At 67.6% G+C, this 12,254-nt stretch carries 12 protein-coding genes and 1 riboswitch; of the genes, 8 read left to right on the top strand and 4 right to left on the bottom strand.

The genetic code is table 11. The features are described 5' to 3' along the window. Positions 1 to 84 precede the first annotated feature (84 nt). Positions 85 to 999, top strand: a complete 915-nt coding sequence (sigJ, locus tag BMZ79_RS18415; RefSeq protein ID WP_090642337.1) for an RNA polymerase sigma factor SigJ — start codon at positions 85 to 87, stop codon at positions 997 to 999. Between the two features lie 252 nt (positions 1,000 to 1,251). Here sigJ and BMZ79_RS18410 read toward each other — a convergent pair whose 3' ends face one another. From BMZ79_RS18410 to BMZ79_RS18400, 3 genes are all read right to left on the bottom strand, one after another. Then, complete coding sequence (locus BMZ79_RS18410; RefSeq protein ID WP_218154718.1) at positions 1,252 to 2,922, bottom strand: methyl-accepting chemotaxis protein; 1,671 nt, start codon at positions 2,920 to 2,922, stop codon at positions 1,252 to 1,254. Positions 2,923 to 3,345: 423 nt separating this feature from the next. Next, entirely contained in the window at positions 3,346 to 3,588 is a 243-nt protein-coding gene (locus BMZ79_RS18405; protein ID WP_090642334.1) for a hypothetical protein, read from the bottom strand. A gap of 183 nt (positions 3,589 to 3,771) precedes the next feature. Further along, a complete protein-coding gene (locus BMZ79_RS18400) occupies positions 3,772 to 4,227 on the bottom strand; it encodes a hypothetical protein (protein WP_143088992.1) in 456 nt (151 codons plus the stop codon). A 205-nt stretch (positions 4,228 to 4,432) separates the two neighbouring features. On the opposite strand from BMZ79_RS18400, the gene BMZ79_RS18395 reads away from it, so the two are divergent. After that, entirely contained in the window at positions 4,433 to 4,951 is a 519-nt protein-coding gene (locus BMZ79_RS18395; RefSeq protein WP_090642331.1) for a Crp/Fnr family transcriptional regulator, read from the top strand. A gap of 108 nt (positions 4,952 to 5,059) precedes the next feature. Here the strand turns inward: BMZ79_RS18395 and hmpA are convergent, their stop codons facing one another. After that, positions 5,060 to 6,277, bottom strand: a complete 1,218-nt coding sequence (gene hmpA / locus BMZ79_RS18390) for an NO-inducible flavohemoprotein (protein WP_090642329.1) — start codon at positions 6,275 to 6,277, stop codon at positions 5,060 to 5,062. A 237-nt stretch (positions 6,278 to 6,514) separates the two neighbouring features. Between hmpA and BMZ79_RS18385 the strand changes: the two genes are divergently transcribed. From BMZ79_RS18385 to thiD, 6 genes are all read left to right on the top strand, one after another. After that, the gene (locus tag BMZ79_RS18385; RefSeq protein WP_090642327.1) at positions 6,515 to 7,513 is read left to right on the top strand and encodes a globin-coupled sensor protein; all 999 of its coding nucleotides are present in this window, start codon (positions 6,515 to 6,517) and stop codon (positions 7,511 to 7,513) included. A 154-nt stretch (positions 7,514 to 7,667) separates the two neighbouring features. Then, positions 7,668 to 7,772: riboswitch (TPP riboswitch) on the top strand. A 97-nt stretch (positions 7,773 to 7,869) separates the two neighbouring features. Then, entirely contained in the window at positions 7,870 to 8,640 is a 771-nt protein-coding gene (locus BMZ79_RS18380; protein WP_090642326.1) for an ABC transporter ATP-binding protein, read from the top strand. After that, complete coding sequence (locus tag BMZ79_RS18375; RefSeq protein WP_090642324.1) at positions 8,615 to 9,409, top strand: ABC transporter permease; 795 nt, start codon at positions 8,615 to 8,617, stop codon at positions 9,407 to 9,409. The genes BMZ79_RS18380 and BMZ79_RS18375 overlap by 26 nt, the downstream gene beginning before the upstream one ends. Continuing rightward, complete coding sequence (locus BMZ79_RS18370) at positions 9,406 to 10,464, top strand: ABC transporter substrate-binding protein (RefSeq protein ID WP_256252822.1); 1,059 nt, start codon at positions 9,406 to 9,408, stop codon at positions 10,462 to 10,464. Before BMZ79_RS18375 ends, BMZ79_RS18370 begins: the two co-directional genes overlap by 4 nt. A 51-nt stretch (positions 10,465 to 10,515) precedes the next feature. After that, positions 10,516 to 11,316 (top strand): hydroxyethylthiazole kinase, encoded by an 801-nt coding sequence (gene thiM, locus BMZ79_RS18365; protein ID WP_090642323.1) that lies wholly within the window; start codon positions 10,516 to 10,518, stop codon positions 11,314 to 11,316. A 66-nt stretch (positions 11,317 to 11,382) separates the two neighbouring features. Beyond that, positions 11,383 to 12,207 carry a bifunctional hydroxymethylpyrimidine kinase/phosphomethylpyrimidine kinase gene (thiD, locus tag BMZ79_RS18360; protein ID WP_090642321.1) on the top strand — a complete coding sequence of 275 codons (825 nt, stop codon included), beginning with the start codon at positions 11,383 to 11,385 and terminating at the stop codon, positions 12,205 to 12,207. Positions 12,208 to 12,254: the final 47 nt, after the last annotated feature.

Here is a 12,254-nt window from a genome sequence, read left to right as displayed (position 1 = left end):
CGCCTGCGGCCCGCTGCCTCGCCCCCGGTGCCCGCACCGCGAAGGCGGCCGCGCCGAAGCGCGGACTTCTAAGGAGGCATTGCCATGGAAACCAACATCCTCACGGAAGAGCTGTACGCATCGTACAAATCGCTGCTGTTCTCGCTGGCCTATCGCATGCTCGGCAGCGTCATGGACGCGGAGGACATCGTCCACGAGGCGTTCCTCTCCCTCCAGGGCACGGAGCCGGGCCATGTCGCCAACGTGAAGGCCTACCTGTGCAAAACGGTCACGAACCGCTGCATCGACCGGCTGCGTGCGTCGCAAAAGCAGCGCGAGCTCTACGTCGGCCCGTGGCTGCCGGAGCCGCTCGTCGCCGATTGGCCGGATGCCGCCGGCGCCGGCGCCGGGGGCATCGGCATCGACCCGTATCAGGCCTACGCCCGGCAAGAAGCGGTGTCAACGGCTTACCTGCTGCTCCTGCAGCAGCTCTCGTGGACGGAGCGCGCGGTCTTCCTGCTCCGCGAGGTGCTGCAGTACGACTACGACGAGATCGCCGCCATCGTCGGCAAGAGCGCCGTGAATTGCCGGCAGATCTTCCACCGCGCGCGGCGCGCCATTCATCCCGAGGACGAACCGAAGGCGCCGAGCCCGGGCCTGCCCGGTCACCAGGCGCTCGTCGAACAGTTCGCGGCGGCGCTGGCGAGCGGCGATATCGGCCGCCTGCTGAACGTGCTGTCGCGCGACGCGGCCCTTCTGTCCGACGGCGGCGGCAAGGTACACGCGGCCGTCCGGCCGATTGTCGGCGCGGCCCGCGTCGCCGGCTTCCTCGAAGGCGTGCTGCGGAAGCTGGAGCCCGGCCACGCCGCCAAGCCCGCCCTCGTCGGCGGCGAGCTCGGCCTCGTCACGTACGCGGCGGACGGCGAAGTGTCCGGCGTCGTCTCGTTCCGCGTCGAGCGGGACCGGATCGCGGAGGTCTACATTCTCGTCAATCCCGACAAGCTCGCGCGGGTTCGATAAGCCGCATCGCCCGCTGCGCCGCGGCTCCGGCAAAGCCGGGGCGACAGGCGCGGCCGGGCGCGAAGCTCCCGCGGGTCACCGCTCGCCGAATACGTGCAGGGCGGGAACCACGCCGCCCAAGCAAAAAAGCCGGATCCTCGGATCCGGCTTTTTTGCCGCTTGCCGCTTGCCGCTTGCCGCTTGCCGCTTGCCGCTTGCCGCTTGCCGCTGTCCAATTGCGGGCAACGGGTACGACCCCGATGCTCGCCCGGCTTATACCTTGAACCGCGTCACCGCCTGCCGCAGCTCGCCCGAGATGGCCCCGAGCCCGTCGGCGGTGCGGGATACCTGCGCCATGGCGCCCTTCTGGGTGGCCGCCGCTTCCGTGATCGTCCCGGCCAGCTCCGTCGTCTGCCGCGACAGCTCCGCCAGCTCGGCGATGGACGCCGAGATCTCCTCGGAGCTGGCCGACATTTGCTCGGAGACGGCGTACACGTCCAGCAGCTGGTCCGCCACCTGCTGCACGGAGCCGGACAAGTCCAGGAACATCGCTCCGGTCTCTTCCGCCGCCTGCCGCATCGCCGTCACCTCGCTCAGGCCGCGGTCGATCGCGACCGCGGCGTCCCGGGTCTCCTGCTGCACCCGTTCGATCAGCTCCGCGATGCGCCCGGCGGACGTTTTGGACTGCTCGGCCAGCTTCCGGATCTCCCCCGAAACGACCGCGAAGCCCCGCCCGTGCTCGCCGGCGCGCGCCGCCTCGATGGAGGCGTTCAGCGCCAACAGGTTCGTCTGCTGCGTCACCGACGCGATCATCGACGTCACCTGGCCGATCTCCTCGGACATGCTCCGCAGCCGGTTTATCGCCTCGACCGCCCCTAGAACCGTCTCGACGACGCCGATGATCTGCCGCATGCTGCCTTGCATCTGCGCGCTGCCCTCGCCCGCGCTCCGCCGCGCCGCGTTCGAGGCGTCCGACGCGCTGCCCGCCGACTCCGCCACCCGGCCGATGCCGGCGGCCATCTCCTCCATCGCCCGGCTGCTCTCCTGCGTGCCGTGGTACTGGCGGGACGAATGCCACGTCAACCGCTCCATCGCGCCGGAGATCGACCGCGACGATTCCGCCGACGCGTGCGCGCCCGACTGCAGCGTCTCGGCGGCCGCGGCCACCTGCCGCGACGATTCGCCGAGATGCTCGATGAGCGCGCGCAAGTTGCCGGTCATGTGGTTGAAATGCGCCGCGAGCGAACCGATTTCGTTGCGCGAGCGGATGTCGAGCGTACCGGTCAGGTCGCCGCCGGCCGCCCGCTCCGCCTGGGCGCCGATCAGCCGCAGCGGACGCAGGAACGCGCGCGCCGACGCGGCGATCACGGCGATGCCCGCGATCGCCGCCAGCAGTCCGATGAGGGAGCTGCGGTACAAGTCGCGCTTCAGCGTCTTCGTGATGAACGCGTAGTCGAAGTCGAGTCCCGCGTAGGCGATCAGGTTGCCCTTCGGGTCCTTGACCGCGCTGACGACGCTGATCCACGTGCCCAGACTGTCCGCGTACGCGCCCGTCCGGCTGACGCCTTCCAGCTCCGACGCCTTCAGCGCCCGGCGCAGCGTCTCGACCGGCACGTACGGCTCCGCCGGCTTCTCGTCGGCGTACAGGTTCGCGTTCGAGAGCAGGTTCAGCAGCGCGGGCTGGCCGTCCTCCCGGGTCCATTCGGGGTAGAAGAGATACGCGTTCTCCACCAGCTCCGAGGCGGCGGCGCGGTCCATTTCCTCCTGCACCCGCACGACGGAGGGAACCGTCTTGTACGCCTCCCCGTTTTTCTTCAGCTCCGTCTTCGCCGTCCCGATTTCGTCCAGCTCGAGCATGAGCGGGGAATGGAACATGTTTTCGAGCGCCACGAGCTCGTCCATCACATGCTGCTTCTGCTGAAAATAAGACACCGTCGTCAGCACGACGCACAAGGCCAAATAACAAGTCCCGGCGATAAAGGAAATGCGGAACGCCAAAGAACGGAAATAGCCGACCGCGGACGGGCCGCGTTTGATTGGCTGCGAGAAGGACATAGTTCGGAAGCACCTCCGGGTATAGGTCGAATGTCTACTAGACGAACGATACCCGATTCTAAAATATTGGTCAATTATGTCAAAATAATCTGTCGAAAACGGCCGATTTTCGCCGATTCCGGGCTTTGGCCCGCTACAGCCGCGGGCAAAGGCGCCGGACCTGCCCGTCAGCGCGCCGCACGCTCGCGCCGATCGGACCGGACCATGCCGAACAAGCCGCGGCCGGTTGACTCCGGCTGCGGCTTGAACGCGCGGCTTTGGTTGCGGGTAGATTGCGCTTATAGCCGCTCGCGCCGCGGCCGTTGCCCCGCATTACGCCTCGAACGTATACGTCCTCGACCACGTTGCCGTCTCGCCCGGCGCGGCGTGAACGGGCGCGAACATTTCCGGCGATACGTTGTGCGCCATGCCCCAGACGGCGATCAGCTCCGTCCGGAAGCCGCACGCCTCGGAGACCCGCACGCCCGAAGGCCGGTGCTCCAGCGTCCAGCCGTCCGGAAGCGCGCCGCCGTCCTCGCCCGGCGCCATGCGGCCGTAGAAATCCCGCTCCGGCACGCTGCCCCATGCCAGCCGGCCGCCCTCCGCCCGAATGTCGCCGACGTGAACCGCGAACGCGGACGAAAGCTCTCCGCGGAAGACGAGCGAATAGTCCGGCCCGACCGCATGTCCGTCGATGCAGATGAAATTATGCGCGTACTCGTTGGTGGCGATGGCCCGTTCCCCGACATTGGTCAGCTCTTAGTCCGCGCGCAGCGCGTTCCCCTCGACCGCAAGCCGCTTGCGGTAGCGGACCGCGAAGCCGAGGCACGGCTCGGGATGCACGTCGAACAGCACGCGGCTCTCGTCCTCCCGGATCACGTCGACGCGGTAAGGCCGCACCTCGTACGCCTTCATGAACCGGTAGCCCTCGTCCGACTCGCGCCGGAGCAGCCCGACGCCCAGCTTCGGAAACCACTCCCCCGGCTTCGCCTCGTCGTAGCCGAGCATCCGCTGATTGCCGAATTCGCCGCAGAGCCCCGCCCCCTTCGACGGGTCCCATACGTTCGGAATTTCATAAGCGCCGAACGTATGCCGGCCGTCCAGCGTCGCCTCCGCGACGAAGCCCGTCCGGTCGAACCGGGCGCCTCCCACCGCGGCGGGATGCTTGATCGCGACGGCCAGCCGGCCGCCCCGCAGTACAATGTCCTCGTGCATGAATCGCTCCTCCTTCGCTTGGCTCTCTCCTTCCTCAAACGATTCCGCGCGGAGCGCCGCCTTTCCTGCCGGCCGGACGCGCGCCGGACGCAAAAAACTCCGTCCCGCGGAGGGACGGAGTGGCGCGGCGCGTTTTTTGGTATACTGACGAAAGTCGCCCCCGTACGCCGCGGGCTTACGGCAGGCAAGGAGGTGCTTTGCGGCCATGCAGCTCAACAAAGGCGAGATCCTGTTCCGCCAAGGGGAAACCGGCCCCCTCTTCCATCTGCGCGGCGGCTTGCTCAAAATCATGCGCGTCCACGCGGACGGCACGCCGTTCCTCGTCAACATCATCACGCCGGGCGAAATCATTCCCCATCATTCGCTCATCAGCCCGAATCCGTACTTCGGCACGGCCGTCGCGCTCACGCCGTCGGAGGCGGAGGTCATCTCCGCGCCGGACTGGTACCGGCAGCTGGAGGACGAGCCCGCGCGGTGCCGGGAGATCGCCCTGCTGCTGCAGGACAGGCTGCGCATGATGCAGCAGCGCATCGACCAGCTGACGCAGGTCGCGCCCGCCGACAAGCTCCGCAAGCTGCAGGCGTGGTTCCGCCTCTACATCGAGCCGGCCGCCCTGACGGAGGTGCTGACGCAGGACGAGATCGGCCAGCTGATCGGCCTGCGCCGGGAAACCGTCAACCGGCTGCTCCGGGCGCAGCGGGCGGAGACGCAGCCAAACCGTTAGGCTATCCCCGAACGCCGGCCCTTCCCGGCCGGAGCGGCCGCCCTTGACCGGACCGCAGCCGGCCCCGCGTCCCGTCCAAGTCCAAGCGGCCGCTTCCATTGCCCCGCCTCAGTCCAGCGCGCCCGCCGGACCGAAGAATTCGAAATGAATGTCTTCCGGCGCGATGCCCCATTCCTTCAGCGCCTGATTCACCGTCCGCATGAACGGCGTCGGTCCGCAGAAGTAAAATCCGGCATCGGTCGTCCCCACGGTTTGTTGCAGGAAAGCCAGATCGAGATACCCCTCTTTATGGAATACCCCCGCTTCCCGGTCTTTATCCGTCGGCGTCCCGTAGACCCAGTGCGCCGAGAAGGCCGGGTGCTCGCCCACGATTTGCTCGACCTCGTCCCGCAGCGCGTGCATGCCGCCGTGGCGCGCCGCGTGGATGAACGTCACCTTGCGCTCCGGCTGCGTCTCCGCCAGCGTGCGCAGCATGCTGACCATCGGCGTCAGGCCGACGCCGCCGCTGATGAGCACGACCGGACGCGAATCGCCTTGGTCCAGCGTGAAATCGCCCGCCGGCGCCGACAGCGGCAGCACGTCGCCTACTTGAATCTCCTCGTGCAAGTACACCGATACGCGGCCCGCCGGCAGCCCCGGCACCGTATTCTCGCGCTTCACCGAAATCCGGTAATGCCCGGCCCCCGGCGATCCCGACAAGCTGTACTGGCGGATATGGGTCCGGTCCTCGCCCGGAATGTCCAGCTTCACGCTGACGTACTGGCCGGGCTCGAACGCCGCGATCGCGCCGCCGTCCGCCGGCACGAGGTAGAACGACGTGATGACCTCGCTCTCCCGCTCCTTCCGCGACACCTTGAACGGCCGAAAGCCTTCCCAGCCGCCGGGCTGCGTCTCCGCTTGCTTGTACATCTCCGCTTCGACGCCGATGAACGCGCCCGCGATCACGCCGTATGCCTCCGCCCAAGCGCCGATGATGTCATCGGTCGCGGCGTCGCCGAGCACTTCTTTGATCGCGCCGAGCAGATGCTCCCCGACGATCGGGTAATGCTCCGGCTTCACGCCGAGGCTGCGGTGCTTGTGCGCGATGCCCTTCACGACCGGCAGGATCGCCTCCAGCTTGTCGATGTTGGCCGCCGCCGCGTAGACCGCGTTCGCGAGCGCCGTCTGCTGCCGGCCCCGCTTTTGGTTGGCGTGGTTGAAAATATTCAGCAGCTCCGGATGGGCCTCGAACAGCCGCTGGTAGAAGCGCTTCGTAATCGCCGTGCCGTGCACCTCCAGCACGGGCACCGTCGATTTGATGATGTCGATCGTCTCTTGCTTCAGCATGTCGCATCCCCGCTTTCGCGTAACTTTGTTTTCATGGTTTCAGTATACGGCTGCACGGAGCTCCGCCTTGTGATTGCAATCACAGCGTTTGAGAAGAAAGTGTGACGATCCCGGATAAATCCTCTACTTCGCCGGGCGCGCGATTTTTTCCTTTTTGTAAAGGAACCGGCCGGTTTTGTCGACATAGAAGGAAAGGCATGACCGCATCCACCTCACAGGCCAAGGGAGACCGCAGCGATGATCCAAGCAAACGACACGCGCATGAAACAGATCACGTATACCGGCATTACGGAGCAGGACCTTGCGTATTTGAAAAGCGTCCGCCCGCTCTTCGAGCGGATCACGGACGAAGTCGTCGACCGGCTGTACGAACAGGTCGCCGCCAATCCGGAGATGAAGGCGATCATCGACCGGCACAGCACGCTGGACCGGTTGAAGGAGACGCAGCGCTGGTACTTCCTGTCGCTGACGGACGGCGTCATCGACCAGGCGTTCATCGACCGCCGCATCCTCATCGGCAGCATCCACTCGCGCATCGGGCTGACGACCGACTGGTACCTCGGCACGTACATGCTGTACCTCGATGCGGCCGTGCAGCACTTCCGGCGCATCGCGCCGGATGCATGGATGACCATCGTGCTCGCGCTGTCCAAAATGTTCAACCTCGACTCCCAGCTCGTGCTCGAGGCGTACGAGCAGGACGAGAAGGCGAAGATCCAGAAGCTGTCCGACGCGCGGCGGCACACGCTGACGACGATCAGCCGCATCGTCCAGGACCTGTCGGCGATGATCGTGGAGCTCGGCGGCAGCAGCCAGTCCGTCGCGGCGTCGGCCAGCCGCACGGCGGACATCCAGGATCAGGCGAACGCGAGAGTGCGCGGGCTGCAGGCCAAGATCGGCGAAATCGACGGCATCGGCTCGCTGCTGCAGGAGATCTCCGACCAAAGCCAGCTGCTCGGCATCAACGCCGCCATCGAAGCGGCCCACGCGGCGGAGCACGGTCGGGGGTTCGGCGTCGTCGCGAACGAGATCCGCAAGCTGGCCAGCCACTCCAAGGAATCGCTCGCCGCGGTCCGGGAGAAGCTGCGGGAGATCAACGGCGTCATGGGCGACGTCATGACGGACGCCGAGCGGACCTCGCAGCTCGCGCGCGATCAGGCGGCCAGCTCGCAGGAGCTGACGTCCTTCGTGCAGATGATCGAGACGATCACGCTGGAGCTCGAGGGCATCCGCTAGCGGCGAAGGGCGAACCGGGCCGCACCGGGCGACTGGCGACGGGCGGCGGGCGCCGACGCCCGGACCCGACGGGCCGACGCCGGCCTTCGCGGAGACGGACGTTCTTTTCACGCCGCCCCGCGTTGTGCTATAGTAAGAGCAACCGAATACCCGTTTTATTCGCTAGGGGAGTCTGACGACTGAGACGCGGAGCCGAATCCGCGGACCCTTGGAACCTGATCTGGGTGATGCCAGCGTAGGGAAGTGAATGGAATTCCGAACGACGACGCGCCTGGCGTTTGTTTCGCGGACCCGCCCATTCCTTTCCGGAGGAATCGGCGGGTTTTTTCGTATGCGCCCGAAAGGAGGATGCCCGCATGAAGACCGTTTTATCGCTGCGCGAGATTTCGTTCGCCTACGGAGCATGCGGCCGGCTGTTCGCGGGCTTGTCGATGCATGTCGCGGAGGGCGAATTCGTCTCCGTCGTCGGCGCGAGCGGCTCCGGCAAGAGCACGCTCTTCAAGCTGATCGCCGGCCTGCTCGAGCCGGCCTCCGGCGACATCGCGCTGTACGGGGATCGCGCCGCCCGCCGGCTCGGAAGCGTCGGCTACATGCCGCAGCGGGACCTGCTGCTCCCGTGGCGCACCGTGATGGACAACTGCCTGCTGCCCATCGAGCTGGCGCCGCGGGGACGCGCGAAGGACGGCGCCGCCGAGGTCCGGCGGCTGCTCGCGCGCTTCGGGCTGGAAGGGAAGGAGCGCGCTTACCCCGCCGAGCTGTCCGGCGGCATGCGGCAGCGGGTCGCGCTGCTGCGCACGGTCATGACGGGGCGCCCGCTGCTGCTGCTCGACGAGCCGTTCGGCGCGCTCGACGCGATGACCAAGCGGGAGCTTCACCGCTGGCTGCTCGGACTCTGGGGCGGCCTCGACAAGAGCGTCCTGTTCATTACGCACGACCTCGAGGAGGCGCTTCTGCTGAGCGACCGCGTCTATCTGATGCCCGCGGCCGGCAGCGGGGACGGTCTGCGGGAGCTGCGCCCCGGCCTGCCGCGGCCGCGGGACGCAAGCTTCAAATACGAGCCGGGCTTCGTGAAGCTCCGGCGGGAATTGGAGCTGCTGCTGGATGAACAGACGACGACCGTTCCGTGACCCGCTGTCGGCGCTCCTCGGGCAGTACGGCCTGTTCGCGCTCCTCCTGCTCGCGCTGCTCGGCGGCTGGGAATGCGCCGTGCGGCTCGGCTGGGTGCCGTTCTTCATCCTGCCGGCCCCGACCGCGATCGCCGGCGCGCTCGGCCGGGACGCCGGCACGCTGCTCGGCCGCCATCTGGCCGCCACGGCGTCGGAGGCCGCTCTCGGCTTCCTGCTCTCGGTCGCCGGAGGCGCGCTGCTCGCGGCGCTGATGCGCCAGTACCGCTGGCTGAACAAGGCGCTCTACCCGTTCATCGTCGTCAGCCAGACGATTCCGCTCATCGCGCTCTCCCCCGTGTTCATCCTGTGGTTCGGATACGCGGTCTGGAGCAAGGTCGCGGTGGTATTCCTGACCGCGTTCTTCCCGATCGTCGTCGGCACGTACGACGGCCTCGGCCGGGGCGACGCCGGCTACCGCGAGCTGCTGCTGACGATGGGCGCGGGCCGCTGGGCGATTTTCCGCAAGGTGCAGGCGCCGCTCGCGCTGCCGTCGTTCTTCTCCGCCCTCAAGCTGTCCGTCGTCTACAGCGTCGTCGGCGCGACGATCGGCGAATGGCTCGGGGGCACCGAAGGGCTCGGCTATTTCAGCCGCCGCATGTCCGGCGGCCTGCAGACGGACGCGATGTTCGCCGCGGTCTTCCTGCTGTCGGCGCTCGGCGTCGCGTTCTTCCTCGCCGTCGCGCTGCTCGAAACCATTCTGCTTCGCAAGAGAAAGAAGGATTACTCATGAGAAAGCCATTATTATTCGCATTCCCGATGCTCATCGCCGCGGCGCTGCTTGCGCTGGGCGGCTGCGGCTCGTCGCCGGGCGGCGGCGCGGCCCCGAATGCCGGCAATGCCGTGAATGCCGGCGCCGGCGAACAAGCGGGCGGCGGCGCGCCGACGCCAAAAATCTCGCTCATGTTGGACTGGTATCCCAACGCGGTCCATTCCTTCCTGTACGCCGCCGAGGCGCAGGGGTATTTCGCGAAAGCCGGCCTCGACGTCGACATCCGCATGCCGGCCGATACCAACGACGCCCTGAAGCTCGTCGCCGCGGGCAAGGTCGACCTCGCGCTCACGTACCAGCCGCAGGTGCTGATGGCCCGCGGAGAGCATATCCCCGTGAAATCGATCGCCGCCATCGTGCGCCATCCGCTCAACCATCTGATGGTGCCGGCGGGGGGCGGCGTGCGGTCGCCGAAGGACCTCGCCGGCAAAACGATCGGCTTCTCGTCCATCCCCCTCTACGAGGCGATGGCGCGCACCATGATCAAGCAGGACGGCGGCGATCCGGACGCCGCGAAGCTGGTCGACGTCGGGTACGATCTGATCCCGGCGATCTCCACGGGCAAGGTCGACGCCATCATCGGCGGCTTCATCAATCACGAGCAGCTGATCCTGGACAAAGACGGCCATCCCGTCGACTCGCTCGACCCCGCCGCCTACGGCGTGCCGGACTATTACGAGCTTGTGCTGGCCGCGAGCGACGACGGCCTGAAGGCGAAGCGGGAGCTGTTCGCCAAGTTCGTGCGCGCCGCGGCCGAAGGGCAGCGCTACGTCGAAGCGCATCCGGACGACGCGCTGAAGACGCTGCTCGCCCACGAGGACGGCGGCTCCCCGCTCGACCCGGCTATCGAGGCGAAGAGCCTGGACATTCTGCTGCCGCTCATGACGGACAAGGACGCGCCGTTCGGCGCGCAGGATCCCGCGTCCTGGGACCGCGTGAACGCCTGGCTCGCGGACAACGGCTTGCTCGGCTCGGACGTCAAGGCCGCGGACGCGTTCGTCCGTCTCGCCGACTAACCGGCTTTAGCGACAAGATAGACGACTTCACACGACCAGGAGGAATCGACCATGTCCTATCTCGATCAAATCCGCGAGCGCAAGCCGCTCGTGCATAACATCACCAACTGGGTGGTGACGAACTTCACCGCCAACGGCCTGCTCGCCCTCGGCGCCTCGCCGATCATGGCGTACGCCCGCGAGGAGGTCGCGGACGTCGCGAAAATCGCCGGCGCCGTGCTGCTGAACATGGGCACGCCGGACGCCGCCGTCGTGGAGTCGATCCTGCTCGCCGGCCGGTCGGCCAACGCGCACGGCGTGCCCGTCGTGTTCGATCCCGTCGGCGCGGGCGCGACGCCCTATCGGACGGAGACGGCGCGGCGAATCGTCCGCGAGGTGCGGCTGACCGCGCTGCGCGGCAACGTGGCGGAGATCGCCAACGTCGTCGGCGAGAGCTGGTCGATCAAAGGCGTCGACGCCGGCGCGGGCGACGGGGACGTCGCGGCGCTAGCCGTGCGGGCCGCGAAGCGGCTCGGCTGCCTCGTCGTCGTCACGGGCAAGGACGACGTCGTCACGGACGGCGAGACGACGTACGTCGTCCATGGCGGCCATCCGATCCTGACGCAGGTGACGGGCGCGGGCTGCCTGCTCGGCTCCGTCCTCGGCGCTTTCCTGGCCGTTGCCGGCGACGGCGCGGCGCGGCTCGAAGCGGCCGCCGAAGCGCTGGCGTTCTACGGCGCGGCGGCGGAGCTGGCGTTCGCGGCGACGGAAGGCCGCGGACCGGGCAGCTTCCAGGTCGAGTTCCTGAACCGGCTGGCGCTGGTCACTTCCGCCGAGCTGCGGGAGATGGCCGCTATCGAGAAGCTGGCTTAAGCCGAGGGCGCCATGAAAGATCGTTGCGAGCTTGCGCATACGAAACGCTTTAGAGGAGGAATGACGATGACGACCATTACCAAGGCGCTTACGATCGCCGGCTCGGACAGCGGCGGCGGCGCGGGCATTCAGGCCGACCTGAAGACGTTTCAGGAGCTCGGCGTCTACGGCATGTCCGCGCTGACGGCGGTCACGGCGCAGAACACGCTCGGCGTTCACGGCGTCTACCCGCTCGAGCCCGCGGCCGTTGCCGCGCAGCTGGACGCGATCGGCGCGGATTTGCCCCCGGACGCGGTCAAGACGGGGATGCTGTTCAGCTCGGCCATCATCGGCACGGTCGCGGACAAGGCGCGCGAGTACGGCTGGCGGAACCTCGTCATCGACCCCGTCATGGTCGCCAAGGGCGGCTCGCGGCTGCTGCTCCGGGAAGCGGTCGACGCGCTCGTGACGCGGCTGCTGCCGCTCGCGCTCGTGACGACGCCGAACATACCCGAGGCCGAGATGCTGACCGGCCTGCAAATCGCGAGCCTGCAGGAGCGCGAAATCGCCGCGAAGACGATCGTGGAGATGGGTTCGCGGTACGCGCTCATCAAGGGCGGCCATGGCGCGCAGCACGAGCCGATGATCGACCTGCTGTACGACGGCCGGACGTTCCGCTACCTGGAGAGCAAGCGGATCGACACCCGCCACACGCACGGGACGGGCTGCACGTATTCCGCCGCGCTGACGGCCGCGCTCGCCCGCGGCTTCGCGGTCGAGGACGCGATGGAGATGGCGAAAGCGTTCATCCAGGCGGCGATCGAGGACGAGCTCGGGTTCGGGGCAGGCCACGGGCCGACGAACCATTTTGCCTACCGGCGGCGGATGCGGAGCGAAGCGCGTGCCCGGTAACGTTCGCCGTCCCGCGGAGGAAGCGGTCCGCCGCGCGCTGGGCGTCT

It is taken from the genome of Paenibacillus sp. UNC496MF (genome assembly GCF_900113915.1).
GTDB classification, from domain to species: Bacteria; Bacillota; Bacilli; order Paenibacillales; family Paenibacillaceae; genus Paenibacillus_Z; species Paenibacillus_Z artemisiicola.
Note: the sequence above shows the minus strand (reverse complement) of the source record. Positions and strands in the feature narration are given on the sequence as shown.